Origin of the sequence: Natrialba asiatica DSM 12278, assembly GCF_000337555.1 — an archaeon.
Taxonomy (GTDB): Archaea; Halobacteriota; Halobacteria; order Halobacteriales; family Natrialbaceae; genus Natrialba; species Natrialba asiatica.
In genome coordinates this window covers 15,202-41,691 of the sequence record NZ_AOIO01000028.1, presented here as the reverse complement: position 1 = coordinate 41,691, position 26,490 = coordinate 15,202, and the positions used below count along the sequence as shown (strand labels likewise).

Here is a 26,490-nt window from a genome sequence, read left to right as displayed (position 1 = left end):
GAGGATACACCAATGGAATACGTTTACGCTGCACTCATCCTGAACGAATCGGACGAAGAGATCAACGAAGACAACCTCACCGACGTGCTCGACGCCGCCGGCGTCGACGTCGAAGAATCCCGCGTCAAGGCGCTCGTCGCCGCACTCGAAGACGTCGACATCGACGACGCCGTCTCCGAGGCCGCCGCCGTTCCCGCCGCCGGTGGCGCTGCAGGCGGTGCCGCCGCAGCCGACGAGGCTGCTGACGAGGGCGAGGAAGAAGCAGCAGAAGAAACCAGCGACGTCCCGGACACCACGGACGAAGACGACGAGGACGACGACGCAGACGGCGAAGGCCTCGGCGAACTCTTCGGCTAAGTCGGCTCGCTATCGCGACGACACGGTCAATTCCGATTTCTTTCGACGCCCATCGCCGACAGTTACTTCTCGGTCTCGCGTAACTGCGTACTCGTGACAACCGCCGTGTACTTCGATCTCGACGGGACGCTCTGTACGTACGACGAGTCGTTCGAGTCGCTGTTTCGACGGGCCGTCTCCCCCCACGGAACGCCGACCGACGCAGCGTACGAAGCCTACGTCGAGCGCCTGCTCACCGCGCTCGATCGTTGCGAACCCGACCCCTACCGTCGCGGGTTCGAAACCGTCACAGAGGAGATCGACCTCGACGCGACGCCGGCCGCGCTCGCCGCCAACTACTGCGACATCGAAGTCGACGCGACGGTCGTGACGGCGGATGCGAAACGCGTCCTCGATACTGTCGCCGCGACGAATCCGACCGGCATCATCACCAACGGCGACGGCGAGCAGCAGCGAGCGAAACTCGAGTTCCACGGGCTCGACGACCGGGTCGACGAAGTCCTCGTCTCGAACAGCCACGGCGTGCGCAAACCCGACCGCGAACTCTTTGAACTCGCGAAAGCGCGCCTCGATGCGGACGAGTTCGTCTACGTCGGCGACAGCTACGACGAGGACATCGTCGGGGTTCGCGAGGCCGGCTTTCGGACCGTGTACGTCGACGGCGGCTCGGTCGCCGCCGAGGACGCCGCCGCTGCGGACGGCATCGTTTCGAGCGTCGGTGAGTTGCTCGACGACGATTCGCTTCCCGCGGCGCTCGAGGGGCCGTTCGCATCGCAGGCGTAGGCGGGTCGGGACGAGCCGAGCGGAAGCGAATCGGCGAGAGCGCGCGCCGCGGGCGCGAGTTTAAATCAGAAGGCGCAGCCAGATGAAGCGATGGCTGTTGCCCCGGTCGAGTTCGTCACGAACCCAACCCTGACCCTGCAACTGCTCGCGTGGACGGTCGCGGGGGCAGGCCTGGGCAGTCTGAGCGGACTGATTCCCGGTCTCCACGCGAACAATTTCGCACTCCTGCTTGCCGGCGTCGCGGTCTCGGTCCCTGGACCGGCGTTGTTCGTCGGCTGTGCGATGCTTGCGGCCGGCGTCGTCCATACTTTTCTCAACGTCGTTCCGGCGATGGCACTCGGCGTGCCGGATGCTGAAATGGCGGTGACAGCGCTGCCGGGACATCGAATGGTGCGTGACGGACGCGGATACGAGGCGATCCGGCTGTCGGCGCTCGGGAGCGTGCTCGCCGTCCTCGTTGCGGTGCCGCTCGCGATTCCGGTCACGCGAGTGATGACGGCGGTGTATCCGACGGTTCGAGCGAACCTGTCGCTCGTGCTGGCCATGGTCGTCGTCGCGCTCGTTGCCTCGGAGTTTACCTGGCGGGCTCGCCTCGCCGGCCTGCTCTCGTTTTCGCTCGCGGCGGGCCTGGGACTGTTGACGCTCGACCTCTCGCCGGATGCACCGCTCGAGGCGGGCGGGACCCTCGCACCGCTGTTTGCCGGCCTCTTCGGAGCGCCGGTGTTGATCGATGCACTCGCCGGGTCGGGCGTTCCACCGCAGCACGACGGCGAGATTGCGATGTCTCGTCGACTCGTCGGTGCGACGGCCCTCGCCGGTGCGCTGGCGGGTGCGGTCGTCGGCTACATACCGGGAATCTCGGCCGCTATCGCCGCCGTTGCAGTGCTCGTCTTCGTTCCCGGAAACGCCGGCGATCGCGGCTATATCGTCGCGACGAGCGGCGTCGACACCGCGAATACGATTTTCGCGTTGTTCGCACTGGTCGCCATCGGCCAGCCACGCACTGGCGTCATGGTCGCCTTCGAGAACGTGAACGCGCCGCTCGAACTGCCGATCCTCCTCGTGGCCGTCGTCCTCGCCGGGCTGATCGGGTTCGTCCTCGTGATCGTCGTCGGCGAGACGTATCTCGAACTCGTCGGCCGCGTTGCGTACTGGAAGATTTCGACGGCCGTCCTGGGATTGCTGCTCGTGCTCTCGTATCTGTTCACGGGGCCGCTCGGCATCGCTATATTCGTCGTCGCTACCGTGATCGGACTGGTCCCGGTCCGGTTGCGCGCCCGCCGAGTTCACCTGATGGGCGTGTTGATCGGCCCGTTGTTGGGCGGCTTCTAAGACGGTCTACTGAACCGATTTGTCGGCGCACTCGCAGACGGTTGCGGTTGCGCCGGAACTGACTGACGGCAGTCCGTATGAGCGAGTTAGGGGTCGCGCGCCGCTGCGACGACCGCCTCGACACGGTCCGTCGACACGGGGTTGGTCGTTTCTCCGTCTTCCTTGAGCGCCGTGCCGACGATAACGCCGTCCGCGCCGGCATCGAAGTACGTGGCGACGGTGTCTTCGGTGACGCCGCTGCCGACGAAGACCGGTGGCCGAGCGTGGCTATCCTGTGCCGCGAGTTCGGTGGCGGCGCGTTCGATGTCGCCGCGATCGGTCTTGGAACCGGTTCCCGATCCGGAGACGATGACGCCGTCGGCCTTGCCGCGGTCGACGGTTTCGCGTGCGACTCGCTCGAGAGAGGGCGTGCCGACGGGTGTGGCGTGTTTGACGTGTACATCCGCGAGAATCGCCACGGCGGGTGCGATTCGGTCGCGGAGTCGGGCGGTATCGTGCGCCTGTCCCTCGAGAACTCCCTGGTCGGTCGCGGCCGTGCCGACGTGGACGTTGACGCGAATAAAGTCGGCGTCGACTGCGGCCGCAATAGAGAGCGCCGAGTCGGCGTCGTTCCTGAGGACGTTGATTCCGAGCGTCACGTCGACCGCGCGCCGAACGGCCGACGCCAGCGCGGTCATATCGGCGACGACGTGAGCGGGCACGTCCGCGGGATAGAACGGCGCGTCGCCGAAGTTCTCGACGAGAATCGCGTCGACGCCGCCCGATTCGAGCCGTCTTGCGTCTTCGAGTGCGCGTTCTCGGATCGCATCCCGATCTCCGCTCGAGTCAGGAGCACCGGGGAGCGCGGGAAGGTGGAGCATTCCGATCACCGGTCGGTCGCTGTCGAACCGGTCCGAAAGCGAAATCCGTGGTGCCATGTTGAAGACTCCGTCGCGGGACCGATAAATGAGGGGCACTCTCAGGCGTGCGCCATGCCGACGTGATCGCGAGTCGGCAAGGCCATCGCCGTCCCCGGGCGTTTTCTTCGCGCCATCGCTAGACCCGTCGATGGCAACCACCGACTCCGATGCCGATTTGCGATCGTCGCTTTCGCTTCGCGAACTCGACATCCCGAACCGGATCGCCGTCTCGCCGATGTGTCAGTACTCCTGCGAGACCGACGGCCTCCCGACCGAATGGCACCGCGTCCACCTCGGCAGCCGCGCCGTCGGCGGCGCGGGCATCGTCATGACCGAGGCTACCGCCGTCGAACCGCGCGGGCGGATCACCCCCCACGACCTCGGTATCTGGACGGACGAACACGCCGCCGAACTCGAGCCGATCACCGAGTTCATCCGCGAGCAGGGGTCCGTCCCGGCGATTCAACTCGCCCACGCCGGGCAGAAGGCGAGCAAGGCGAAACCCTGGGAGGGCAACCTGCCGCTCCAGCCCGGTGACGGCGGCTGGGAAGTGCTCTCGCCGTCGCCCGACGCCTACCCTTCTTTCCCCGGTGATCGGCCGGCGATGCGAAAGGCGACCGTCGAAGACATCCAGGACGTCATCGACGCCTACCGCGATGCTGCAGAACGAGCGCTCGACGCCGGCTTCGAAATCGCCGAAGTCCACGCCGCACACGGCTACCTGCTCCACGAGTTCCTCTCGCCGGTGACGAACCACCGCGAGGACGACTACGGCGGCAGCTTCGAAAACCGAACGCGGTTCGTCCGCGAAGTCGCGGCCGCCGTCCGCGAGGTTTGGCCGGACGACAAGCCGGTCTTCGTCCGCATCTCGGGAACCGACTGGCTCGACGACCGCGAGTCGTGGGATGCCGAGCAGTCCGCCCGGCTCGCGGCTGCACTCGCCGAGATCGGTATCGACCTGCTGGACGTCAGCTCCGGCGGCCTCCATCCCGACGAGCGAATCGATGGCGGGCCGAACTTCCAGGTCCCGCTGGCCGAACGAGTCGACGACGGCGCAGAGTTGGCCGTCGGCACCGTCGGCGGCATCACCGAACCCGAACAGGCGGACGCCCTGGTTCGGAACGGGCGCGCCGACCTCGTCCTCGTCGGCCGCGAGTTCCTTCGCGATCCGTACTTCGGCCTGCGGGCCGCGGATGAACTCGACGAGGAGGGCGAATCGGCGTGGCCGATTCAGTATCGCCGGGCGGTACAGTAAGTTCGCGGCGACGGGCTCCGTGTCGGTGACGTTTCAGCGAGTGAGAACGTCCACGGCGCTTCAACTAGCTAGGGCGGATACTCGGAGACGACACGATGAGCGATCGAAATCAGCGCCGGCGGACCGTGCTGCGGACCGTGGGCGCGACGGCGGGAACCGTCCTCGCTGCGGGCTGTCTGAGCGGGGCCGACGACGGGAACGGAACCGAAAACGAGACCGAAACCCAGAACGGCGGCGCGAACGGGACGACCGACGGCGATGCGGATGCCGAAGGTGAGAACGAAACCGACCGGGACATCGATCCCGATGCATGGAGGGACGTCGAGACGATCGAACTCCGCGGCGTCATGAACGGCTGGGAGGGCGTCGCCCCCGATCCGATCGCCGGAGAGACCAACCCGACGCTCGTTCTCTTTGCAGGCCGGGAATACGCGTTCACCTGGACCAACGGTGACGGGCGCCCGCACAATATCGAACTCTGGAACGAAAACGGCGAACTCGTCGATGACGACTACGGAACCGATCTGATGCAAAAACGGGGCGAAACGCAGACGTTAGACGGTGTCACGGCGAGCGAGGAGATCACCACCTATCGGTGTAAGCCACACGACACCATGCAAGGTGACGTTCGGATTGAGAGCGACTAGTACTGCGGAACCATTTCTCAGCTACTCGTCCGCCCACTTGATCGAACAACCGCGAGAGGGCTGCCACTCGAGTTCGACCTCCTCGCCGGCGAGGACAGAGTCGATGGCTTCGCGGATGTGAAAGCGCGTCGGCTCCTCGTCCGGGTTCAGGGCGTCGTCGAGTCGACCCTGATAGGCGAGACTGAATGCGGTGGTGCCGTCACTGCTGCTGTCGCTGCCGTCGTCGTCGGTCCGACGGAAGAGGAACGGATCCGGCGTGCAGGCTGCACCGTAGGCCGCGGCGACATCCTGGGACTCGTCGCGGAGGTAGGCGTCGTATCGGATCGTTCCGTCGTCGACGAGTTCCTGCATGCGTTCGAAGGAATCGTCCGGATACGCCACCTCGTCGTTGGGGTTGATGCCGACGACGGCGACCTCGTCGTATTCGGCGGCGAGGTCGTTCAACAGGTCGAATTTCGCCTGCGCGTACGGACAGTGATTGCAGGTGAAGACGACGAGCAGCGCCTCGTTGTCGGCGAACGAGTCGGGTGTGTACGTCTCGCCGTCCGCTCCCTCGAGTTCGAACGCGGGGGCGGCGTCACCGGCTTCGAGTTGGGTGTCGGATTCTTTGGCCATGTGGCTGTCTTCCCGATAGGCGATCATATATCCCTCGCAATACGCCAACTGCTGTGAATGAGACGCTGATTGATCGGATGTGAGCGTACGAAAGCGCTCGGGAGGTGAGACAGTCAGGAATGCGGGGCTAACACGACAACCTACATATTTGTACCCGCCGCCGCATCGATGGGGTATGCAAACGCTCGAAGTTACCGACGAACAGTACGAGTTCATCCAACGACTCCGCGAGGAAATCTCTCGAGACGTTGTCGGCCGGTACGGGTTCGTTCGCGAGCGGGACGCGTTGCAGTTCCTGATCGACAACATCGACGAGGAAGTCGCGGACGCGATCGACATCGACGCCGAATTTTCGGCGACCGATGACGTGGCGGCGTCCGTCGGCGCGGCGATCGACGGCGAGACCGATCCCCACGCGCTCGAGGAAATTTCCTACGACGAGTCGGGTGAACTCGACGGTGACGAGAATGACGATGCGGATGAGAGCGACGGTGCTGACGAGACTGGCGATAGTGGTGAGAGTAGTAGCAGTGGGAGTAGCGAGACGGACGAAGCGGACGCCGAGAGCGAGGACGGAACCGATGAGGCCGACGAGAGCGAGGACGGAACCGATGAGGCCGACGAGAGCGAGGACGGTGACGGCGACGGCGACGCCGACGACGACGAGATGTTAGACGAGATGATGAGCCTCCTCGAAACCCACGATGACAAGTGGGAGGAATCGTCCTCATCGGATTATCGCTACACCGTCACCCTTCCCGACGGGTCGACGGAAGACGTACAGACGAAAGACGACGTGCGGGCGCTGTTGTTCAAGAATTATCGGTAATCGGCTGCGGCCGCAGTTCGCGGTCTTCGCCCGCCGCGAACACTATAACGAAAAACGACAAAGAACAACGTTTTTACTCGCGGTCGCGCTTCGCAGTGGTATGAGCGAACGCGAGGTGCTCGAGTTGCTTCGTGAGAACGCGCGCTATTCGACGGCCGACATCGCGCGAATGACCGACCTCGAGGAGGACGAGGTCGCCGCAGTAATCGACGATCTAGAGGCAGCAGGCGTCGTCCGCGGCTACCAGGCCGTCGTCGACTGGGACGAACTCGAAACCGAACGCGTCCGGGCCGAAGTCGAGTTGAACGTCCGCCTCGACCGCGAAACCGGTTACGACGACATTGCGGAGCGCCTCGCTCGATTCCCGGAGGTCAAAGCCCTCCGACTCGTCAGCGGCGACTACGACTTCGACATGGAAGTCGAGGGCGACTCCATCCGCGAAGTGTCGCAGTTCATCAGCGAACAGGTCGCGCCCGTCCCCGAGATCACCCAGACGGTCACCCACTACGTGATGACTTCCTACAAGGAACACGGGATCGAGTTCGGCGACGGCGAGGACGACGACCGACTCTCGTTCTCACCCTAACCCATTTCTATGCCCATCGAACTCTCAGACCGCGTGCAGACGGTCCCGCCCTCCGGTATCCGGCGGTTCTTCGAAATCGCCGAGGAACGGGACGACGTGATCTCGCTCGGCGTCGGCGAACCCGACTTCGCGACGCCCTGGGCGGCCCGCGACGCCGCGATCGCCTCGTTAGAGGCGGGGAAGACCTCCTACACCGCAAATCGGGGCAAACGCGAACTCCGGGAGAAGATTTCCGACTACGTCGCGGACCGCTTCGAGCTGGGCTACGACCCCGCCGAAGAGATCATCGCCACCGCGGGTGCCAGCGAGGCCGTCGACCTCGCCTTCCGCGCGCTCGTCGATCCCGGCGACACGGTCGCGATCGCCCAACCGTCGTACATCTCCTACGAACCCGGCGTGATCTTCGCCGGCGGCGAGGTGCTGTCGGTCCCCACTAGAGAGGCCGACGAGTTCAAGCTCACGGCGGAGGGACTCGAGGTGGCCGGGGCCGCCGACGCGGACCTGCTCGTCCTCTGTTATCCCAACAACCCGACCGGGGCCATCATGAGCGAGGCCGAACTCGAACCGATCGCGGAATTCGCCCGCGAGCACGACCTGACGGTGCTTTCGGACGAGATCTACGCCGAACTGACCTACGACGGGGAACACACCTCGATCGCGACGCTCGAGGGGATGCGCGAGCGCACCATCGTCTTCAACGGGTTCTCGAAGGCCCACGCGATGACCGGCCTGCGACTGGGCTACGCGCTCGGCCCGTCGGCGGCGATCAACGCGATGAACAAGATCCACCAGTACACGATGCTCTCAGCGCCGACGACGGCCCAGCACGCGGCGATCGCGGCGCTCGACTCCTGTGCGAACGACGTGGTCGAGATGGTCGATCAGTACGACCGCCGCCGCCAGTTCGTCCTCTCGCGCTTTCGCGAGATCGGCCTGGACGTCTTCGAGGCCGAAGGCGCGTTCTACTGCTTCCCGGAGGTTCCCGAGGGCTGGACCGCGGAAGAGTTCGCCGAGGACGTGCTCCGCGAGCAGGGCGTCGCAGTCGTGCCCGGCGACGTCTTCGGCGCGGGCGGCGAGGGCCACCTCCGGGTGTCCTACGCGACCGGGCTGGGTGACCTCCGCAAGGCGCTGAACCGGATCGAGGCGTTCGTCGACGAACACGTCTAACCGACGGATCGAGACGGGGCGAGCCACGCACCCACACACTACAGGAACGTTCTTCCCGGTCGCCGTCGCTTGCGTTCGTATGGTCGATTACCGCCCTCTTTCGGATCAGCGAGCCGTCTTTCACGAGTTCAGGAGCTACGCGTTCAGACCGGATGCGGGCGTCCCGCCGTACGAACCGGACGAGCACGACACGCCGCGTGCGCTGCGCGGCGCGCGCCGCGGGATCTACGAGAGCGCGGACGCCGCCGATGACGATCCGCGGAGCGTCTGTCGGCACTACTGGCTCGACGCCACCGTCCGCGGCGAGACGCATCCGATCGCCGGCCTCGCCTCCGTCGCGACGCCGCCCGAGTTCCGCCGTCAGGGGTACGTCCGCGAACTGCTCGCGAACTCGCTCGCCGAGTACCGCGAGCGGGACCGTCGGTTTTCCGTCCTGTGGCCCTTTTCCTACGACTTCTACCACAAGTACGGCTGGGAGACGAGCAACCGGATCGTCACCCACGAGTTCGATCCCGAGGTGTGCTCGTTCGCGACGGCGGCGGTGGACGTGGCGTCGACGGGATCGTTCCGTCCGGTCGAGGCCGACGCGTTCGGCGAACTCGTGCCGGTCTACGAGCGCCACGCCGAACGGTACGAACTCGCACTCGACCGCGACGAGGACTGGTGGCGACACCGCACCTTCGCCGGTCACGACGTCGATCCCTACGTCTACGCCTTCGAGCGCGACGGCCGCGTCGCCGGCTATCTCGTCCACACGATCGACGGGGACCGAGGCGACTGGACGATGACCGTTTCGGAACTCGTCGCCGCGGACCACGAGGCGTTCCTAGCGCTGCTGTCGTTCTGCCACACGCACGATTCGCAGGTCGAGCGCGTGCGGCTTCGGCTGCCGACCGACGCCCCGTTCCGCGAGACGGTCCGCGAACCCGACGCGGTCGAGACGACGGTAACGAACGGGCCGATGGTTCGGATCGTCGACGTTGCGGAGGTGCTGTCGTCGCTTTCCTACCCGACGAGTTCAGAAGCCGCGCTCACGCTCTCGGTGACGGACCCGCTCGCGGATTGGAACGACGGGCTGTTCGAGCTGACGGTGGCCGACGGCCGCGGCGACTGTGAACTGGTGCGCGAATCCCCGTCCACTGACGCGACGGTCGACATCGCTCTCGACGTCGCCGCGCTCTCCGAACTCGCCGTCGGCACCCGCTCCGCGACCGAACTCGCGCGGACGAACCGCCTTGAGGCGACGGACCGGGAACCCGTGTCGACGCTCGCCGAACTCGTGCCGAAGACGGCGGTGTACCTCGGCGAGTTCTTCTGAGCCGCGACTGGTGACACTCCTTCCCGACACTCAGCGGTAGATATAAGTCACAATAGGTTACAAATTAGAACGGAAGCCACACCGGACACGAAAGTGTCCCGGATGTAGGAGCATCCGAGACGTGGCTTCCAACCCTAGCGGTTGTAGCCATGTTTGCGTACATTCTCACGGGATATAAACATCCCGCACGACTGATGTATCGTGCGATTCGACCAGCAGCGAGCTTCTCCCGCGCGATTGCGGGTACAACGGGTGGCAGTTGGGATGAGTGACGACGCTGGCACTGACAGCGATACCGACAGCAGTGCGAACGACGCCGACCATCCCAGCCGTTCCGAGCCGTTCGAACCGCCGCGCTGTCCCCGCTGTGGGACGCCAATCGCACAGAAAACCATGATCGGCCCCGGCGAGGCCATCGCCGGTCCCTGCGGCTGTCGCGTCGCCCCGCCGGACCCCGATCGCACCCCCAATTCAGACTCAGACTTAGGCTCCGACACCGACCCCGCCCCCGACCGATCCGGGCCGGACTGAGCCACCGCGAAACGAGTTCACGAACTGAACTCGCGTCGCGGCGGACAGCCGAGTTGCCGGCGGGTGTTCGAGACGATTACCAGAATCACAACCACCACAACCACATCGAACCCACCACACTCGCACCCGTCGATGCACTCGGCCCGGAATCGCGACGCGAGTGGCTGGGCGACCCGAATCTGTAACGGTGAACTCGCAGTACGAGTAGACGCGATTTCGACCCGTATTCTCTCTCATCGCCCACTGGAACGACGGTTACGCCTCGTCCGGTTCGAGCCGTTGGACGCTGATCGCGATGAAGTAGACGAACATGAACAGAAAGAAGCCGACGGTGAGCGGAATCAGTCGTCTATCGATAACGGCGAGTTCCAGAACCGCCGCCGCGGCGATGCCACCGAGATAGACCAGAATGATGAATATTCCGATCGCGTAATAAAAGCGAATATCGGATTCAAAGTGATCTTGAAGGCCCATAGCGCCCTGTTTCGAGACGGACGAGAAAAGGATGCTGGTACCCTCTAGTAACCGCTGCAAAAGGACGCCATAAAAGCATAGACCGATGCACTGAATAGCAAAGGAAAACCTATGATGTTTCACGAGAAGCATTAAATATGGAACAGAACTTCGTAGAGCGAAATTTCGCTGTGCGATTTCTCCTCGGATTCGGCGTTATCATGGCGATGGCAGTTGTTGGGGAACGACTCGGTATCGGCCTGTTAGAATATGGCGTTCCATACGGAGACTGGATTGGTGTCGCTGTCGGAGCAATCGGCGTCTTCATCGCATTTGCGGCAGTGTACACTCGCTTTGATTCAGCCTACGGAGATCGGCTGTGACTATTACTCGTCTATTCTAGCGCCTGTTCGTATCGGACTCCGGTAGCCGAATAGCGAGTATGAAACCTGTTCTATAACACCCTCACTGCGAGTCAAGATACACACGGTCGCATAGCCATCATGCGATTGGTGTGACTAGTTGCAGTTGTTACTATAGAAAGCGACACGACCGGAGTCAGCGCCCGGTCGCCGACTCGATTCGGTACCGGAGTTCGACGAGGCCGCCCCCGCGGGTCGTCGTCTCGAGTAACTCCAGGTCGCGTCGCGGCTCGTCCGTTCCGAACAGCGAAATCCCGCTGCCGAGCATCACTGGAACGAGGTGCAATCGAAGTTCGTCCACGCAGTTCGCACGCAGCATCGACCGGGCGAGTGCGCCACCGCCGACCAGCCAGATTCTGTCGTGGTTCGCTCGGAGGTCGGCGACGAGTTCACCCGGCTCCTCGTCGACCAGCGACACGGCGTCGTCGGCGAGGGGCAACTCGCGACTCGTGAGAACGTACGTCGGCCGGTCTTCGTAGGGCCACGCGCCGAATTCGAGCACCTGTTCGTAGGTCCGCGATCCCATGACGAGACAGTCGACGCTCGCGAAGAACTCGTCGTAGCCGCCGTCGTCCGAATTCGCGCCGCCCGACTCCTGTTGGAACTCGTCGAGCCACTCGACGCCGCCGTCCGGCGTCGCGATGAAGCCGTCGACGCTCGCCGCGATGTAGAGGATCAGGTCGCTCATCGTCTCAGTTGAAGTATTCGCGTTACTCGACGGCCGCACTCAGACGACATTGCGTTCCGTTCGTCCGGCAGCCTTCTCCTCGTCCGTCCCCTCGAAGCGGTCGCTCGAGAGCGCGTCGATACCGAGTAGCGACGCCTCGCCGTCGACGGCGAGTTCGGCGACGAGTTGGCCGGTCGCGGGGGCGTGCTGGAAGCCGTGCCCGGAGAAGCCGGCCGCCGTGATGAAACCGGGGATCGTCTCCTCGACGATGGCCGTATCGTCCGGTGTCACGGCGTACAGACCCGCCCAGCCGCGCTTGACCGCGGATTCCGGGCCGAAGTAGGTCGTCCACTCGGCGGCGGCTTCGAGCGCGTCGATCGACCACTCGAAGTCCATGGACCGCGGATACCCGTCCGGATCCGACGCCGGATCGTTGTCGGCGAAATGCCCGCCGACGAGCGCGTCGCCGTCGCGGTCCGGCCGGAAGTACGAGCCGCTCTCGAGGTCGACCGTCAGCGGGTCGGTCTCGGGGACCGGCGTCTCCGGCTGAACGACGGCTATCTGTCGGCGCTTGGGCGTGATCGGCAAGAAGACGTCGGCCATCGCGGCGATGTCGCTCGCCCACGGTCCCGCGGCGTTGACAACGATGTCCGCGTCGAGGCGTCCGTCAGGTGTTTCGACGCCCATTACCCGCGCCCCGCCGGTACCGTCGCCGCGGTCGCGGTCGCCGGCTCGAATCACGTCGCTAACGGGCGTCTGCGTCCGAACGTCGACACCCGCAGCAGCCGCAGCCCGGGCGTACGCCTGCAGCGCCAGGTGCGGGTCGGCGAACCCGTCCGTCGGCGAGTACGTCGCCGCGACGAACTGGTCGGGATCGATCCCGGAACAGATTTCGCACGCCTCGGCCGGATCGAGAACCTCGCTCCGAACCCCGCGGTCGTTTTGCATCGCGACTCGCTCTTCGAACGCCGCGGCCGTTTCTTCGCTGCGGGCGAGGAAGAGATACCCCGTCTTCCGGTAGTCGATCTCGGCGTCGAACCGCTCCGTGAACTCGTTCCAGACGCGCATACTCTCGCGGGAGAGTTCGACGTTGATCGGCGTCGAGAACTGTGCGCGGATGCCACCGACGGATCGTTCCGTGCTCCCGGTGCCGATCGATCCCTGTTCACAGACGGTCACGTCGACACCGCGTTCGGCGAGTTCGAGTGCGCTCGAGAGGCCGACGATCCCACCGCCGATGACGACGCCCTTCATTGTACGTTGTTGGTTATCACCACGGTATCAATAAGCGTTCGGCTGCGACCGATCTTTCCCGCCGTTCAGAATCGAGCCGCCCGATCGGCGACATAAACTGAAGTAGCCGCCGACCAACGGTCGAGTAGAACAGCGCAATGGTTCGCGTACTCTCTGCCGATAACGTCGCGTCGGTGCTCGATATCGACGCGCTCCTACCCGTCGTCGCCGAGGCGTTCGAAAAGCAACACGCGGGCGCGGTCGAACGACCCGACCGACCGCACTATCCGTTCGGGATCGGTCTCGACCCCGACGCGCCCGCGGAACCGACCGGCACCGGACTCTGTATGCCGGCGTACGTCCACGGTGCGGACTACGTCGCGACGAAACTCGTCGCCGTCTGCGAGGACAACGTCGCTCGCGGACTCCCGACCGTCACCGCACAGCTCGCCCTGACGGACGCGGAAACCGGACAACCGGTCGGCTACCTCGCCGGCAACCGCATTACCAACGCCCGAACCGGCTGTATCGGCGGGCTCGCCGCCCGCGAACTCGCCGTCGACGGTCCCATCGATTTGGCCGTCATCGGCGCCGGCAAGCAAGCCCGCTGGCAGACCCGCGCCATCGCCGCCGCGACCGACGCCCTCGAGTCGATCCGCATCTACGCCCCCAGCGACTCGCGGGTCGACTGCGCCGCCGAACTCGAGGCCGAACTGGACGTTCCCGTACAGCCGGTTTCGAGCCCGCGCGATGCCGTCGCGGACGCGACCGTCGTCGTCACCGCCACGACGAGTTCGGAACCGGTGTTCCCCGGCGACGAACTCGCGCCGGGAACGCTCGTGATCGCCGTGGGCGCGTACACGCCCGAGACGCGTGAACTCGACGACGAGACGATCGGCCGTGCGGCCCGACTCTTCGGAGACGTGCCCGAAGAAGCCGTAGAGACTGGTGACCTTCGAGACCACGCCGACCGCGAGGTCGAACCGTTCGGGGCCGTCATCGCGGGTGGTCGCGAGCGCGAGGCGGACGACGAAATCCTCGTCGTCGAGAGCGTCGGGTCGGCGGTTCTCGACGCGGCGAGCGCCGAGGCGATCTTCGACCGGGCGGTGTCGCGCGACGTTGGCACGAAGGTTGCACTGTGACCCGTGTTGCGCTCTCGGCCGCGACACTGAAATACGGGCTTCGATAAGTATCCCTAGAGTAGCTGGTAATGGCTATCACGAGAGTCGATTCCCTCGGGGGAGGGGCCGACGTGGACGTAGCGGTGACGATGGGTGAGCGACCGTGACACTGCGGTCTGTGCCAGTCGTCGACCGTATCACGGACGCGTTTTTCGCGCTCGATACGGACTTTCGGTTCACCTACCTCAACGACCGAGCCGAGACGCTGCTGGAACGCTCGCGGGCGGATTTGATCGGACGCGTCATGTGGGACGAGTTCCCCCAGACCGTCGAGACGCAGTTTCCGGACGGGTTTCATCGCGCCATGGATACCCAGACGCCGGTCTCGTTCGACATCTATCACGCGCGACTCGAAACCTGGTTCGAGGCGACGGCCTATCCCTCCGAAACCGGGCTCTCGGTGTACATGCGCGATGTGACCGAACGCAAACAACAGGAGCGGACGCTCGCCCAGCACGCGGCTGCCGTCGAGGCTATTTCGGACGGCGTCGTCACGCTCAACGGCGACCGAGAGATCATCTCGGTCAACGAGGCCATGGAACGGTTCCTCGGCGTCGAGCGGACGGATCTGCTCGGTGAACACGTCGAGATAATTCCGGAGCGAGCCGCAATCGACGACGACGACGCCGTCGAGATCGGGCGCGCGATTACCGACGTAGACATCGGCACGGCCGAGACGCGCCGGGTGGAGGCACCGTTTACTGACGCCAGTGGAGCGAATCGAGTGGGCGAGTTCAGATTCGTTCCCGTCGAGGACACTCGGGCGACGATCGCCGGTATCGTCCGCGACGTCACCGATCAGTACGAGTACGAGCGCGTCGCGGCCTCGCTCCACGAGATCACCCGGTGGCTGCTCGAATCGGACGATCCGGAGGAGATCTGTTCGATCGCCGTTCACGCCGGCAGCGACCTGCTCGATCTGCCGATCAGCGGCGTCTGGTTGCTCGACGACGAACAGGGGTATCTCGACCCCGTGGCCGGAACCGCCGGTGCCTACGAAGAGTTCGGTGGGCTCCCTCGGTTTACCCCGCCCGAGGGGCTCATCTGGGACGTGTTCGAATCCGGCAGCGTCGAGCGATTCGACGACCTGTCGACGGTCGACGGCCTGTACAATCCCGACTCGCCGATCCAGTCCGAAGTTATCGCCCCGATCGGCACCCACGGCGTCCTGATGACCGGCTCCCTCGAACCCGAGCGATTCGACGACACCGATGTCGAACTGCTCTCGACGCTCGTCGAGAACATCCGCGCCGCCCTCGACCGGGCCGACCGCGAACAACTACTTCGCGACCGCACGACCGAACTCGAACGCCAGACCGAACGCCTCGAAGGCATCGCCGAGGTTCTCTCGACCGATCTGAAACGCCAACTCGATGCCGTTGCCGACGCCCTGGCGGACGAGCGAGCGCGGACCGGCAACGACTCCTGGGAGTTCCCGCTCGCCGAGGACTCGGTCACGACGATGCTCGACCGCACCGAGCGCCTCGTCGACGACGTGCGCGAGTTCGCCCGGAACGCGACCACCGTCGGTCCGCGAAACCGCATCCTCCTCGAACGCGCCATCAGAGACGCCGCGACGAACTCGCGGCTCGACGAGTCGGCGCTCGACCTCGACTTCGAGCACGCGGCGGCGCTCCGAGCCGACGCCGAGCGATTCGGCCACCTGCTGGAAACGGCGTTCGACGACATTGCAGCCCGCGCACAGGTCTCGGAGAGTGAGGACGCAAACGAGACGAGAGACGAGGCTGGGGCCAGCAGTGAAGACACCGATGGACGGTGTACTCCCGTTCGTGTCAGCGTCGGTCTCCTCGGAATCGACGAGGACGACCAGCCGACACGCGAGGAAGCGCAGGCCGTCATCGGCACCGAGACGGGCCGCGGGCAGACCCGCGGGTTCTACCTGCTCGATACTGCCGCGGAACGACCCGCGACGCTGGACGAGCGCGCGTTCGATCCGACGGCCGACGACGAACGAGGAATGGACGGTCTCGGTCTCACGCTGGTTCGTGCCATCGCCGATGCACACGACTGGACGCTCTCGGTCGAGGACGCGACAAACGGCACTCGAATCGAAGTGCGAGACGTAACGACGCTCGAACCGCTGTAGACGGCACCCTATTTCCCACTCCCGTTCTCGTCGCTTGCAGTCTCCGCCTCGCCCCCGCGCTCGCCATCTCCCCGTGCATGTGCGAGTTCAGCCGTCGACTCGCGCATGAACTCGCGACAGAGTTGGCGGTGGGCGTCCTGGTCGATGAGGGCGATCATCGTCTCGTCGATGCGGACGCGGGAGACGGCGAGGCGATCCTCGAGTGCGGCGTACTCCTGGCTGGCGAGCAGTTCGGCATCGGTCTTTTCAGCGTCGAGGTGGGCCTTCTTCGAGGCCAGCGAGAAGAACTGCTGGAGCTGGTCGTCGTAGGTCGAGCGCAACAGGAGTTGGTCGACGACCTGTAGGAGTTCGTCCTTCGAGACGGGTTTGACGAGGTAGTCGTCAAAGCCCATGCCGACGATGTCAAAGTCCGGTTCGACTGCGGTAACCATCGCGACGCGACAGTCGAGGTCGCGCTCGCAGATCGTCTCGAGGACGGTATCGCCCGAGAGGGTGGGCATCCGACGGTCGAGCAAGACGATGTCGACGGCCGCGTCGATCGCGTCGAGTGCCTCGGTGCCGTCGGATGCGGTTCTCGTCTCGTACTCGTCGCCGAGCCAGACGGTGTAGAGGGTCGCGAGATCGGGCTCGTCCTCGACGATCAGGACGGTCGGGGTATCGGTAGCCATGAAACGGGGTCCTCCGGTGTGTCGTCGCGGTGACGACCGGTTCGTCAGGGCAGTCTCCCTACAAATATATCAACATATCGGGATGGAACGAGACGACCCCCTCGCCCTACGCGAGTTCGGTCTCGATGGTCGCGCGTCGCTCCCGAATCTCGTCCGCCGCGATCGTGATCTGGTCGTCGTCGACGGAAAGGGTGAGCGTGCCGTCGTCGGTCGCGAAGCCGAGGGAGACGACCGGGGCGACGCCGTCGAACGCCTCCCGGACCGCTGCGGGCGAGTTGGTCTGGATCAGCGCGCGACCCGGCCGTTCGTGGAAGAGCGCACCCAGCGGATCACTCGTTGGAATCGAAACGTCGAGGCCGGCGTCGTCGGTCACCATCTCCGCGAGCGCGACCGCGAGGCCGCCGTGGCTCACGTCGTGCACCGCGAGCGTCGCCTCGTCGTCTGCAACGTCGGCTAGAGTCGCGACGAGTTCGGCCGGTTCGCTCGGCAGCGCGGGGAACCGATCGCTGCCACCGAACTGCGCGAGGTACTCCGAGCCGCCGAGGCTGAACTCGTCGGCGTCGCCGTCGAGCGCGCGGTCGCCGACGAGGAGGAGTTTGCTCTCGTCGTCGGCCCGGACCGACAGCGACGGCGCATCGTAGCCCGCTTTCGTCCCGACCATCGCGAGCGTCGGCGTGGGCGGGATGGGGCCGGCGACGGAGTCGTTGTACAGCGAGACGTTGCCGCCGACGACGGGCGTCGAAAGGGTCGCACACATGTCGGCGAGACCGTCGACGATGCCGGTGAACGCGCCGTAAACGTCGGCTTTCTCTGGGTTGCCGCCGTTGAGGCAGTCGACGGCGGCGAGCGGCTTCGCGCCCGTGGCCGCGATGTTCGTCGCGTTCTCGAGTGCGACTGCGCGTGCGCCCTCGTAGGGCGCGGCGGCGGTCCAGTTCGGTGCCGCGCCGGACGAGATGGCGAGGCCGGTGTTTGCTTCCCGGATCGCGATTATGGCGGCGTCGTCGCCCGGACCGACGCTCGTCCGAACGCCGACTTCGTGGTCGTACTGGCGGTAGACCCACCGTTTCGAGGCCGTGCTCGGACTCGAGACGACCGCCTCGAAGGCGTTTTCGAGGTCGACGTCGGGCAGGTCGGTCTCGGGTTCGGCCGAGTCCTCGGTCTCGAGGTCGTTCATCGGCGCACCCTCGCCGAGGAAGTAGGCGTCGACGTCGACGACCGTCTCGCCCTCGAAGGTGCAGGTGTAGTTCTCCCCGGTGACCTCGCCGATGACCGAGCAACCGAGGTCGAAGCGCTCCGCGATCTCGCGGACGCGATCGACGTTCTCGGGGTCGACCTCGTAGCACATCCGTTCTTGAGACTCGGCGAGCAATATCTCCAGCGCCGACATGTTCGGCTCGCGCTGGTGGACGCGTTCGAGTTCGATTTCCGCACCGAGGCCACCTTTGGCGACGAGTTCACTGGAGGCACCGCCGAGGCCGGCGGCACCGAGGTCGCGGGCGGACTCGATCAGGCCCTCGTCGACGAGTTGCTCGCTGGCCTCGATAAGGAGTTTCTCGGCGTAGGGGTCGCCGACCTGGACCGCGGGGCGGTCTTCGGTTTCGGCGTCCTCCGCCAGGTCTTCGCTGGCGAAGCTCGCGCCGCCGAGGCCGTCGCGGCCGGTCGCGTTGCCGACGAGAACGAGTTTGTTGCCCGGCTCCTGGGCTTCGGCGGTGACCAGTCGCTCCTCGTTCGTCAGGCCGACGCAGGCGACGTTCACCAGCGGATTGCCCTCGTAGTCGGCGTGGAAATCGACGCTGCCGGCGACCGTCGGGACGCCGATGCAGTTGCCGTAGTGGCTGATCCCCTCGACGACGCCCTCGAGCAGGTACCGCGAGTGCTCGCGCCCGAACTCGCCGAAGTAAAGCGAGTCCGCGAGCGCGATCGGATAGGCGCCCATCGAGAGGGTGTCCCGGACGATACCGCCGACGCCGGTCGCCGCGCCGTCGAACGGGTCGACGTAGGAGGGATGGTTGTGGCTCTCGATTCCCATCGTGATGTAGGTCCGCGACCCGTCTCCGCTCTCGGTTGCGCCCGGCCCCTCGTTCGTGCCGTCTCCCGCACCGTCGTCCCGCTCGGGCAGGGCAACGACGGCCGCGTCGTCACCCGGTCCGATGACGACCTGCTCGCCCTCGCTCTCGAACGCCGACAACAACGGTCTCGAGGAGCGGTACGCGCAGTGTTCGCTCCAGAGGTTCTCGAACAGCGCCGCCTCCGCACGGGTTGGCTCTCGCTCCAACTCCTCGACGACGAGTTCGCGATCCGAATCGGCAAGGCTCATTCACCTAGATGATGAAAGTCGGGGAGTAAATGGGTTTCTATATCCACAATCGTGGATACTCGTGCGTGTGCCAGCGAATTCCGAACCGCCCGGCGGACCGAGGCGCTTTTCATCAGGCGAGATAAACGTACGGGCGTGCTGTCGGTCGAACTTCACGCCCACTCGGCGCTGTCGTACGACGGCCGGGACCCGGTCGAACTCATCTTGGAACAGGCCGAAGCCGTCGGCCTCGACGCGATCGCCGTGACGGACCACGACGAGATCGACGCGAGTCTCGAGGCCGCCGACCGCGCCCCCGCGTACGGACTGATCGGCATCCCGGCGATGGAAATCTCGAGCAAAGCCGGCCACATCCTGGGGTTCGGCCTGGAAGAAGCCGTCCCGCCCGGACTCTCCTACGAAACCACGCTCGATGAGATCCACGACCAGGGCGGCCTCGCCGTGATTCCCCACCCTTTCCAGGAATCCCGCCACGGCGTCATGGCCCGCATCTCCCGCGACGAACTCGCGATGGGCGACGCCATCGAGGTCTACAACTCGCGGCTCCTGACCGGTCGCGCCAATCGTCAGGCCGAGCGCTACGCCGCCTCCCGAAACCTACCGATGACCGCCGGTAGCGACGCTCACATCAGCGAGATGGTCGGTCAGGCCGTCACCCGCGTCGACGCCGACGAGCGGTCCGTCGACGCCATCCTCGACGCCATCGCGGCCGGCCGAACCACCGTCGAAGGCAAACGAACGCCCTGGCGAATCAGTTTCCGTCAGGCCGCCGGCGGCGTCTCCCGCCGCGTCCGAAACAGCGTCATGGGACTGTTCCAATGACACGACGACTCCGCGGTACCGCCCCCGAAACAGTTCGCGCGGCGCTCGACGCCGGCGACCCGCTCCCCGGCACCGCCGGCTTCGCCGGCGAACTCGACGGCGAACTCGTCCGCGACACACTCGGGCGCGTCCCGCTGTTCGTCGAGGCCGACCGTGACCCGACTGACGCGTGGGCCTTCGACCCGTCCGAACTCGACGACCCCGTCCAGTTCCCCGCCGGTGCCGTCGCCGGTCCCGACGATTCGACGCCCGAACGGCGCTGGACGCTTCCCGATCCCGACCCGATCGCCGACCGCGCTCGCGCGCTCGACGAACTCGACGCCGCCGTCCGATCCGCGGCCGACGAGTTCAGCGCCCCACCCGCACCGAACGCGGACATCGCCGTCGCCTTCTCCGGCGGCGTCGACTCCGCGCTCGTCGCCGAACTCCTCGACGCCCCGCTGTACGTCGTCGGCTTCCCCGACAGCCACGACATCGCCGCCGCCCGCAGCGCCGCGGACGCGATGGACCGCGACCTAACCGTCGTCGAACTCGACCCGGCCGACCTCGAACGTGCGGTCCCCGCGGTCGCACGCGCCACCGGCCGCACGAACGCGATGGACGTCCAGATCGCACTTCCCCTGTATCTGGTCGGCGAGCGCGTCGCCGCCGACGGCTTCGACGCGCTGGCAGTCGGCCAGGGCGCGGACGAACTCTTCGGCGGCTACGAGAAGGTGGTCAGACTCGACCACCGCGTCGCGGCCGAGACGACTCGCGGGGCCGTCCGCGAACAGATTCTGAGCCTCCCCGATCAGCTTCCGCGAGACGTTCGCGCCATCGAGGCGACCGGGCTCGAACCCGTCGCGCCCTTGCTCCACGACGACGTGGTCAGTGCGGCACTTTGGCTCCCCGACGAACTCCTCGCGGACGAGGAGACGCGAAAGCGCGGATTCCGGGCGGTCGCGGCGAATTATCTGCCCGACGCTGTGGCGGACAGAGACAAGAAGGCGGTCCAGTACGGCAGCCTCGTCGCTCGTGAACTCGATCGGCTAGCCCGGCAGGCGGGGTACAAACGCCGGATGGACGACCACGTGACGACGTACGTCGAGTCGCTGCTGGACGACTAGAGCGGCTCTTGTCCGTTCGGGTCAGGACGGCATCGGACACAGACTCGCGGTGAAGACCACCGTCTCGTCGGTTTCGTTTTTCGCGCCGTGAGCGACGCCCCGTTCGTGGTGGACGACACCCGGCGCTTCGATCGATTCCTGCTCGGTACCTTGCAAGACCGTTACCGTTCCCTCGAGAACGTGAAAGACGTTCGTACTCGTCCCGTGTTCGTGCGCATCGAGTTCAGCGCCGGGCCCGAGTGCGAATGCCTTGACGAGCGCGTCGTCGCTGACGACGAGTTCGGCCGTTTCGAGGTCGCCCGGTTCCGGATCGAGGTCGGCGACGGCGTCGTCGTAACTGTCGAGTGGGGTGGACATGTACCCGAGTGGTTCGTACTCGAGGAAGATAAAGCGCCACGGACGGAGCGACACCGCCGTCAGTCTTCGACTTCGGTCGGCAACCGGTCGTCGGGTTCGTCAGAAGTGTGCTCGTTGACGGTCCGGCGATTCGTCTCGCCGATCCGGTTTGCGATTTCGCCGACGACTTCCTCGACGGATTCCTGAACCGGGCTCTCGTCGTCCTTGACGAGCGCGCCTTCGCTGCCCTCCGCGCCGAAGTCGGGATGGATCGGGATCTGACCGATCAGCGGCACGTCGTACTTCTCGACGATCGAGTTCGCGCCGTCGGTGCCGAACAGGCCGTGCTGGTCGCCACAGCTCGGGCAGACGAACGAACTCATGTTTTCGACGACGCCCAGGACGGACGTGTCGTGCTTGTTGAACATCTGAATTCCCTTTCGAGTGTCCTCCAGGGCCATCTCCTGGGGCGTCGTGACGACGACCGATCCCGTCACCGGCATCGACTGGAGGAGATTGAGCGTCGCATCGCCGGTCCCCGGTGGCAGGTCGACGATGAGGTAGTCGAGGCGACCCCATTCGACGCCCTCCAGGAACTTCATCATGAACTTGTTGACCATCGGGCCGCGAAGGATCGCCGGATCGTCGTCTTCCTCCGTCATGAAGCCCATACTGATGACGCGCACGCCGTCGGAACGAGGCGGCACGATGTCCTCGCTCGGCGTGACGCCGGGTTCGCTCTCGACCGGCAGAATCTTCGGAATGTTCGGCCCGTGAATGTCGGCGTCGAGAATCCCGACCATCGCACCGCGCTTTTCGAGGCCGGCCGCGAGGTTCGCCGCGACCGTCGTCTTTCCGACGCCCCCCTTCCCGGAGGCGACCGCGATGACGTTGCGGACGCGGGGGAGCACCTCGTCGTCGAAGCCGTGTTCCTCGCCGACGTGGGCCCGCAGGTCCACCTCAAGCCCGGCCTCGTCACAGATTTCGCGGATCTGGTTCCCCAGTTCCATCTCGGAGGGCGCGTACGGCGCGTTAAACGCGAGCGAGATACGGGCCGTTTCGTCCTCGATCCGAACGTCGTTGACGAGTCCCAGCGAAATGATGTCCTCGCCGATGTCCGGGTCTTCGATCCCCTCGAGTTTGATCTTGAGTTCGTGTTCTGTGATACTCATGCTGTCTGTGTCTGTTAGTCAATTGGAGGGCGTCGAGCGGGATACGTGTGATGGTTCAGGGTGACCCATCGATCGGTGTACGGAGCCCCATCGCGTGCCGATCATCGAATACATTCGGGACCCGAACCCGGAAACTGGAACCCGGAAACTGCGGAGACAAACGGTTGAACGAAACAGAACGAGACAGAAGGGAACAGTTACGATACCCAAGCGACCGGACTGGACGGTCGACGGACGATGATCGACGATGATCGCTCCGAGTTCCACTCGAGACGAACTCGCGTGCGTATCGACGGAGAAAAACCGAAAACCGAACTGAACCGAACTCGTCGGTGAACGGGCTCCGTTACGGGCCGGGAGCGGTGATCGGTTCGGGCATACCGCCGTAGAAGAGGATGCCGATCAGCATGGTAACGAAGAACATTCCGACCCACATCGATGTGGTCAACCCGACGAGGTAGGTCACGCCGAGCAGTCCGGTCTTCGTATCGCGCGGCTTCCCGACGAACCAGGCGATGAGCATGATGTAGACGGGAACCAGGATGATGGCGAAGATGACCCAGGTCCCTTCGTTGGCGAAGCCGGTGAAGCCCTCGGTACCGTCGTAGTTGTGGTACAGAACGGTCGAGAGGGCGGTCATCAGTGTTGGGATGAGGCTCATGCTTTCACCTCCGGTTCGGTCTCGGTTTTAGTTGTCTCTTCGTGACCATGCTCGTGGTCGTGCCCGCCGGTCAGGTGTTCGATCGCGTGGAGCTCGACCACGGGGACGAGCTTCGCGAGGTTGAGGAACAGGAGCGCGACGAGAGAGACCGTTCCGACGAGCGACAGGATCTCGATCAGGCTCGGGAAGTACGTGCCGGGCGTTGCGCTGTAGATGTCGAACGTCGGGTGGAAGAACCCTTCGACGACGAACAGGATCTTCTCGGTCAGCGTCCCGGCCAGGATCGCACAGCTGGCGATGAGCGCTCGCGTCTTACTGAACAGGGCGGGACGGATTGCCTGCAGGAAGATGTACACGAGCGTCAGGAAGATCATCGTCATCGCGACTTGATAGGCCGGGTGGGCCATCTTCCCCTCGGCCGCGTGTGCCGTGTTGAGCGGGCCGAGGAAGACGCCGTTGAGGACCGACTGCAGCTGGAACCACAGGAACAACAGGGTGAAGAATCCGAGCCACAGGAGCAGGCCGCGGAAGATGTCGTCCGTGATGATGTGCTCCCAGTTGTAAACGCGTCGGAACGTATACGAGATGATCATCACGCCGCTGATCGCAGACATCAGCGCGATACTCAGGAACATCGGCCCCTGAATGCCACCAGTCCAGGCGGGCATCGCCGGCAGCAGCGAGAACAGCCACGGGATGACGCCGCCGTGGAGCAAGAGCGGAGCCATGATGATGACAGCCGCCGCGAGCCACCAGACCATCCGCTGGATGATTTCGTCTTCCTTCTCGGAGTAGCCGAACGTGATAATCTTGTAGATCGGCTCGAATTTATCCGGCAGATCGTCGCGCAACCGGTTGACGTCGTACCGTATCGTCAGACCGAGGTAGGTCGCCGACAGCACGAAGTAGGCCGTAATGACGGTCACGTCCCACACCAGCGGCGAGTTGTTAACCGTGATGTGGAAGTGGCCGAGAACGCTTGTGACCATCCGGTCCGGACGGCCCATGTGGACCAGAATGTAGAATCCGGCGGCCGAGAGACCACCGATCGTCGTCATCTCCGCGATACGAGCGACCGGCATATACCGGTCCATCCCGAGGAGTCGAACGGACGCAGACAGGATGATCCCGCCGTGTGCGACGCCGACCCACCAGATGAACGCGCCGATGTACAGTCCCCAGGTCGCACCGCCACCGGTACCCCAGTCGCCGAGGCCGGTGACGATCAGGCCCTTCTGGAGCTGGTAGGCCCAGGCGATGAGGAAGGCGATGAGTCCCAGTGCTGCAATGCTGTAGACCGCGAGGTACTTCTTCGAGAACGTCCCGATGGGGCGAAGAATATCCGCCTTGGATGGCGTCTTGGTGCTCATAAACTCACCCCGGCGTCACCGACGGTGCCCTCGTCGAGGACTTCCTCCTTGCGGTTGTCGACGAGGTTCGGCTCGGATCCGTCGGCGCGCTCGTATGATATGTCTGCATAGGCGCTTGGGCCCTCGACCTGCTCGGCGTTCGGACCGGGTTCGTTCCCGAAGTACACGACGTTCGGGTTGGTCCCAACGTCTTCGAGCAGCTTGAAACTCGAGGACGGACGCCCGTCGTAGTCGTCGATTGCGTCCTGGGCATCGCCTTCGTCTGCACCGTCGAACTCCTCACCCTCGTCGGGTTCGTCGGCGAGATCGAGTTCAACGAGGACCTCCTGACTGTCGAGGTCGAGCCCGTGTTCTTCGAGGAGATCGAAGATGTCGCTGATGTGCACCTCGTAGTCGACGGAGTCGGCATCGCCCTCGCCGAAGTCCTCGGTGACGATCTCGATGGCCTTCATCGTCCGGAGCGTCTCCTCGTCGAGGTCTTCGGAGGCTTCGAGAACGGAGGCGAGATCGGCGTCGGCATCCGCGATATCTTCCTCGATGGCGTTAAGCGACGGTGCCGTCGTCTCCTTATCACCGAGATCGCGGAGCGCGCGACCGCGGCTCGGGTTCTCGATGTACCGCTGCGGGTCGCTGTTCTCGTCGCGCATGTTGCCGAACTGGATCGCGTCCGGCGGACAGGCGTCCTCGCAGGCGGAGGTACCGACCTTCTCCTCGCCACTGAACCCGTCCTGGCGGGACGGGCACATGGTACACTTGCTCATCGTTCCGCGCGGCGAGCGACTGTCGACCCATCGACCGCGATCGTCGACCATCATATCGCCTTCGCCATCGTTCGCCTCTGCGATCTCCTCGGTGGAGACGTCCGGTTCGTCCCACTGGAAGTAGTTGACCCCGTAGGGACAGGCGACCTGACAGTACCGGCAGCCGATACAGACGTCGTAGTCGGTCAGCACGAGGCCGTCCTTGTCCCGCGTGTGGCGGGCCGTCGTCGGACAGACCTTCTCACACGGCGCGTCGGTACAGTGCTGACACGGCCGGACGAGACGGTTGCGGCTCGTGTCCGCACCGGCGTCCTCGTAGTCGAGGACGTACATCCAGTTGACGCCCTGGTCGAGGTTGTTCTCCTCGCCGCATGCCACGACACAGGAGAGACAGCCGTCACAGCGTTCGAGGTCGATCGCCATGCCCCACTGGGTGTCGCCTTCCCGGTGGGCTTCGCTTGAGTGTCCTCCCGACTCGTCGGCGACGTTCGGCTGACCGCCTTCAGCGGTCCCCCAGGCACCGAGACCGACGGCCGCCGCGCCGACGCCCATCTTCTTCATCACGTCGCGGCGACTCTCGTCGCCGTCGCCGTCGAAGCTCTTGAGCATCTCGGCGAAGCCGCCGGCGTTCTTCTTGGCTTCCTCGTAAGCTTCCTCCGTCGGGCGGTCGTCGACGCCGAACTCATCCATCACGTCCTCGTGATATTTCTCGTGGAAGTCGGCTTCCGACAGCTCGCCCTTGGTGACGCGCATCGCGTCCTTGGCCATCTCCATACCGAGGTCGCTATCGTACTCGGTATCGTCGAGCATCGTCTCGAGTTCATCCTCCCACTCTTGGCCGAGCGGGTGGAACGATTCATCGTCCGTACTCATCTGCTTAGAACACCTCTTGACA

Annotated in this window: 27 protein-coding genes; 15 read left to right on the top strand and 12 right to left on the bottom strand. The window is 64.9% G+C overall.

What is annotated here, in order from left to right:
• Nucleotides 1-12 precede the first annotated feature (12 nt).
• From rpl12p to C481_RS10555, 3 genes are all read left to right on the top strand, one after another.
• Complete coding sequence (rpl12p, locus tag C481_RS10565) at nt 13-357, top strand: 50S ribosomal protein P1 (protein WP_006109193.1); 345 nt, start codon at nt 13-15, stop codon at nt 355-357.
• A gap of 105 nt (nt 358-462) precedes the next feature.
• On the top strand, nt 463-1,140 hold the full coding sequence (locus C481_RS10560) for an HAD family hydrolase (protein ID WP_006109192.1): 678 nt from the start codon (nt 463-465) through the stop codon (nt 1,138-1,140).
• A gap of 90 nt (nt 1,141-1,230) precedes the next feature.
• Nucleotides 1,231-2,472, top strand: coding sequence for a tripartite tricarboxylate transporter permease (locus C481_RS10555; protein WP_006109191.1), 1,242 nt, complete (start codon nt 1,231-1,233; stop codon nt 2,470-2,472).
• Nucleotides 2,473-2,558: 86 nt separating this feature from the next.
• On the opposite strand, the gene C481_RS10550 is transcribed toward C481_RS10555, so the two are convergent.
• Entirely contained in the window at nt 2,559-3,389 is an 831-nt protein-coding gene (locus C481_RS10550) for a BtpA/SgcQ family protein (protein ID WP_006109190.1), read from the bottom strand.
• Nucleotides 3,390-3,519: 130 nt separating this feature from the next.
• Between C481_RS10550 and C481_RS10545 the strand changes: the two genes are divergently transcribed.
• Both C481_RS10545 and C481_RS10540 read left to right on the top strand, forming a co-directional pair.
• A complete protein-coding gene (locus tag C481_RS10545; protein ID WP_006109189.1) occupies nt 3,520-4,626 on the top strand; it encodes an NADH:flavin oxidoreductase/NADH oxidase in 1,107 nt (368 codons plus the stop codon).
• A gap of 95 nt (nt 4,627-4,721) precedes the next feature.
• Nucleotides 4,722-5,273: a cupredoxin domain-containing protein gene (locus C481_RS10540; RefSeq protein ID WP_006109188.1), complete on the top strand. Its 552-nt coding sequence runs from the start codon at nt 4,722-4,724 to the stop codon at nt 5,271-5,273.
• A 21-nt stretch (nt 5,274-5,294) separates the two neighbouring features.
• On the opposite strand, the gene C481_RS10535 is transcribed toward C481_RS10540, so the two are convergent.
• Complete coding sequence (locus tag C481_RS10535) at nt 5,295-5,888, bottom strand: thioredoxin family protein (protein WP_049904589.1); 594 nt, start codon at nt 5,886-5,888, stop codon at nt 5,295-5,297.
• 175 nt (nt 5,889-6,063) lie between these two features.
• Between C481_RS10535 and C481_RS10530 the strand changes: the two genes are divergently transcribed.
• The 5 genes from C481_RS10530 to C481_RS10510 all read left to right on the top strand — a co-directional run bounded on the left by C481_RS10530 (nt 6,064) and on the right by C481_RS10510 (nt 10,319).
• Entirely contained in the window at nt 6,064-6,717 is a 654-nt protein-coding gene (locus tag C481_RS10530) for a hypothetical protein (protein WP_006109186.1), read from the top strand.
• Between the two features lie 100 nt (nt 6,718-6,817).
• On the top strand, nt 6,818-7,303 hold the full coding sequence (locus C481_RS10525) for an Lrp/AsnC family transcriptional regulator (RefSeq protein ID WP_006109185.1): 486 nt from the start codon (nt 6,818-6,820) through the stop codon (nt 7,301-7,303).
• A 9-nt stretch (nt 7,304-7,312) separates the two neighbouring features.
• Nucleotides 7,313-8,470, top strand: coding sequence for a pyridoxal phosphate-dependent aminotransferase (locus tag C481_RS10520; RefSeq protein WP_006109184.1), 1,158 nt, complete (start codon nt 7,313-7,315; stop codon nt 8,468-8,470).
• A gap of 79 nt (nt 8,471-8,549) precedes the next feature.
• Nucleotides 8,550-9,788 carry a GNAT family N-acetyltransferase gene (locus tag C481_RS10515; protein WP_006109183.1) on the top strand — a complete coding sequence of 413 codons (1,239 nt, stop codon included), beginning with the start codon at nt 8,550-8,552 and terminating at the stop codon, nt 9,786-9,788.
• 264 nt (nt 9,789-10,052) lie between these two features.
• Complete coding sequence (locus tag C481_RS10510; RefSeq protein ID WP_006109182.1) at nt 10,053-10,319, top strand: hypothetical protein; 267 nt, start codon at nt 10,053-10,055, stop codon at nt 10,317-10,319.
• A gap of 255 nt (nt 10,320-10,574) precedes the next feature.
• Here C481_RS10510 and C481_RS10505 read toward each other — a convergent pair whose 3' ends face one another.
• Complete coding sequence (locus tag C481_RS10505) at nt 10,575-10,793, bottom strand: hypothetical protein (RefSeq protein WP_006109181.1); 219 nt, start codon at nt 10,791-10,793, stop codon at nt 10,575-10,577.
• 137 nt (nt 10,794-10,930) lie between these two features.
• Between C481_RS10505 and C481_RS10500 the strand changes: the two genes are divergently transcribed.
• Complete coding sequence (locus tag C481_RS10500) at nt 10,931-11,155, top strand: hypothetical protein (RefSeq protein WP_006109180.1); 225 nt, start codon at nt 10,931-10,933, stop codon at nt 11,153-11,155.
• Between the two features lie 175 nt (nt 11,156-11,330).
• Here C481_RS10500 and C481_RS10495 read toward each other — a convergent pair whose 3' ends face one another.
• Both C481_RS10495 and C481_RS10490 read right to left on the bottom strand, forming a co-directional pair.
• On the bottom strand, nt 11,331-11,882 hold the full coding sequence (locus tag C481_RS10495) for a dihydrofolate reductase family protein (RefSeq protein ID WP_006109179.1): 552 nt from the start codon (nt 11,880-11,882) through the stop codon (nt 11,331-11,333).
• A 39-nt stretch (nt 11,883-11,921) separates the two neighbouring features.
• Entirely contained in the window at nt 11,922-13,115 is a 1,194-nt protein-coding gene (locus C481_RS10490; RefSeq protein WP_006109178.1) for an NAD(P)/FAD-dependent oxidoreductase, read from the bottom strand.
• 137 nt (nt 13,116-13,252) lie between these two features.
• Here C481_RS10490 and C481_RS10485 point away from each other — a divergent pair, with 137 nt between their 5' ends.
• Entirely contained in the window at nt 13,253-14,236 is a 984-nt protein-coding gene (locus tag C481_RS10485; protein WP_006109177.1) for an ornithine cyclodeaminase family protein, read from the top strand.
• Between the two features lie 142 nt (nt 14,237-14,378).
• Nucleotides 14,379-16,382 (top strand): sensor histidine kinase, encoded by a 2,004-nt coding sequence (locus tag C481_RS10480; protein WP_049904588.1) that lies wholly within the window; start codon nt 14,379-14,381, stop codon nt 16,380-16,382.
• A gap of 8 nt (nt 16,383-16,390) precedes the next feature.
• On the opposite strand, the gene C481_RS10475 is transcribed toward C481_RS10480, so the two are convergent.
• The gene (locus tag C481_RS10475; protein WP_006109175.1) at nt 16,391-17,050 is read right to left on the bottom strand and encodes a HalX domain-containing protein; all 660 of its coding nucleotides are present in this window, start codon (nt 17,048-17,050) and stop codon (nt 16,391-16,393) included.
• A 106-nt stretch (nt 17,051-17,156) separates the two neighbouring features.
• Nucleotides 17,157-19,367: a phosphoribosylformylglycinamidine synthase subunit PurL gene (purL, locus tag C481_RS10470; RefSeq protein WP_006109174.1), complete on the bottom strand. Its 2,211-nt coding sequence runs from the start codon at nt 19,365-19,367 to the stop codon at nt 17,157-17,159.
• 135 nt (nt 19,368-19,502) lie between these two features.
• Between purL and C481_RS10465 the strand changes: the two genes are divergently transcribed.
• Both C481_RS10465 and C481_RS10460 read left to right on the top strand, forming a co-directional pair.
• Nucleotides 19,503-20,189: a PHP domain-containing protein gene (locus C481_RS10465; RefSeq protein ID WP_006109173.1), complete on the top strand. Its 687-nt coding sequence runs from the start codon at nt 19,503-19,505 to the stop codon at nt 20,187-20,189.
• Nucleotides 20,186-21,295, top strand: coding sequence for an asparagine synthase C-terminal domain-containing protein (locus C481_RS10460; protein ID WP_006109172.1), 1,110 nt, complete (start codon nt 20,186-20,188; stop codon nt 21,293-21,295). Before C481_RS10465 ends, C481_RS10460 begins: the two co-directional genes overlap by 4 nt.
• 21 nt (nt 21,296-21,316) lie before the next feature.
• On the opposite strand, the gene C481_RS10455 is transcribed toward C481_RS10460, so the two are convergent.
• The 5 genes from C481_RS10455 to C481_RS10435 form a co-directional block, all read right to left on the bottom strand.
• Nucleotides 21,317-21,652: a cupin domain-containing protein gene (locus C481_RS10455; protein ID WP_049904593.1), complete on the bottom strand. Its 336-nt coding sequence runs from the start codon at nt 21,650-21,652 to the stop codon at nt 21,317-21,319.
• Between the two features lie 59 nt (nt 21,653-21,711).
• The gene (locus C481_RS10450) at nt 21,712-22,803 is read right to left on the bottom strand and encodes an Mrp/NBP35 family ATP-binding protein (protein WP_006109170.1); all 1,092 of its coding nucleotides are present in this window, start codon (nt 22,801-22,803) and stop codon (nt 21,712-21,714) included.
• A 346-nt stretch (nt 22,804-23,149) separates the two neighbouring features.
• The gene (locus C481_RS10445; RefSeq protein ID WP_006109169.1) at nt 23,150-23,464 is read right to left on the bottom strand and encodes a hypothetical protein; all 315 of its coding nucleotides are present in this window, start codon (nt 23,462-23,464) and stop codon (nt 23,150-23,152) included.
• Entirely contained in the window at nt 23,461-24,834 is a 1,374-nt protein-coding gene (gene nrfD, locus C481_RS10440) for an NrfD/PsrC family molybdoenzyme membrane anchor subunit (protein ID WP_006109168.1), read from the bottom strand. Before nrfD ends, C481_RS10445 begins: the two co-directional genes overlap by 4 nt.
• The gene (locus C481_RS10435) at nt 24,831-26,468 is read right to left on the bottom strand and encodes a 4Fe-4S ferredoxin N-terminal domain-containing protein (RefSeq protein ID WP_006109167.1); all 1,638 of its coding nucleotides are present in this window, start codon (nt 26,466-26,468) and stop codon (nt 24,831-24,833) included. The genes nrfD and C481_RS10435 overlap by 4 nt, the downstream gene beginning before the upstream one ends.
• Between the last annotated feature and the right edge of the window lie 22 nt (nt 26,469-26,490).

Coding starts and splice junctions, on each gene's coding strand:
- C481_RS10505 (WP_006109181.1), bottom strand. CDS start 10,793: ATGGGCCTTCAAGATCACTTTGAATCCGATATTCGCTTTTATTACGCG.
- C481_RS10540 (WP_006109188.1), top strand. CDS start 4,722: ATGAGCGATCGAAATCAGCGCCGGCGGACCGTGCTGCGGACCGTGGGC.
- C481_RS10530 (WP_006109186.1), top strand. CDS start 6,064: ATGCAAACGCTCGAAGTTACCGACGAACAGTACGAGTTCATCCAACGA.
- C481_RS10525 (WP_006109185.1), top strand. CDS start 6,818: ATGAGCGAACGCGAGGTGCTCGAGTTGCTTCGTGAGAACGCGCGCTAT.
- C481_RS10555 (WP_006109191.1), top strand. CDS start 1,231: ATGGCTGTTGCCCCGGTCGAGTTCGTCACGAACCCAACCCTGACCCTG.
- C481_RS10500 (WP_006109180.1), top strand. CDS start 10,931: ATGGAACAGAACTTCGTAGAGCGAAATTTCGCTGTGCGATTTCTCCTC.
- C481_RS10455 (WP_049904593.1), bottom strand. CDS start 21,652: ATGTCCACCCCACTCGACAGTTACGACGACGCCGTCGCCGACCTCGAT.
- C481_RS10510 (WP_006109182.1), top strand. CDS start 10,053: ATGAGTGACGACGCTGGCACTGACAGCGATACCGACAGCAGTGCGAAC.
- C481_RS10495 (WP_006109179.1), bottom strand. CDS start 11,882: ATGAGCGACCTGATCCTCTACATCGCGGCGAGCGTCGACGGCTTCATC.
- C481_RS10515 (WP_006109183.1), top strand. CDS start 8,550: ATGGTCGATTACCGCCCTCTTTCGGATCAGCGAGCCGTCTTTCACGAG.
- C481_RS10535 (WP_049904589.1), bottom strand. CDS start 5,888: ATGGCCAAAGAATCCGACACCCAACTCGAAGCCGGTGACGCCGCCCCC.
- C481_RS10545 (WP_006109189.1), top strand. CDS start 3,520: ATGGCAACCACCGACTCCGATGCCGATTTGCGATCGTCGCTTTCGCTT.
- nrfD (WP_006109168.1), bottom strand. CDS start 24,834: ATGAGCACCAAGACGCCATCCAAGGCGGATATTCTTCGCCCCATCGGG.
- C481_RS10450 (WP_006109170.1), bottom strand. CDS start 22,803: ATGAGTATCACAGAACACGAACTCAAGATCAAACTCGAGGGGATCGAA.
- purL (WP_006109174.1), bottom strand. CDS start 19,367: ATGAGCCTTGCCGATTCGGATCGCGAACTCGTCGTCGAGGAGTTGGAG.
- C481_RS10485 (WP_006109177.1), top strand. CDS start 13,253: ATGGTTCGCGTACTCTCTGCCGATAACGTCGCGTCGGTGCTCGATATC.
- rpl12p (WP_006109193.1), top strand. CDS start 13: ATGGAATACGTTTACGCTGCACTCATCCTGAACGAATCGGACGAAGAG.
- C481_RS10475 (WP_006109175.1), bottom strand. CDS start 17,050: ATGGCTACCGATACCCCGACCGTCCTGATCGTCGAGGACGAGCCCGAT.
- C481_RS10460 (WP_006109172.1), top strand. CDS start 20,186: ATGACACGACGACTCCGCGGTACCGCCCCCGAAACAGTTCGCGCGGCG.
- C481_RS10490 (WP_006109178.1), bottom strand. CDS start 13,115: ATGAAGGGCGTCGTCATCGGCGGTGGGATCGTCGGCCTCTCGAGCGCA.
- C481_RS10435 (WP_006109167.1), bottom strand. CDS start 26,468: ATGAGTACGGACGATGAATCGTTCCACCCGCTCGGCCAAGAGTGGGAG.
- C481_RS10445 (WP_006109169.1), bottom strand. CDS start 23,464: ATGAGCCTCATCCCAACACTGATGACCGCCCTCTCGACCGTTCTGTAC.
- C481_RS10520 (WP_006109184.1), top strand. CDS start 7,313: ATGCCCATCGAACTCTCAGACCGCGTGCAGACGGTCCCGCCCTCCGGT.
- C481_RS10550 (WP_006109190.1), bottom strand. CDS start 3,389: ATGGCACCACGGATTTCGCTTTCGGACCGGTTCGACAGCGACCGACCG.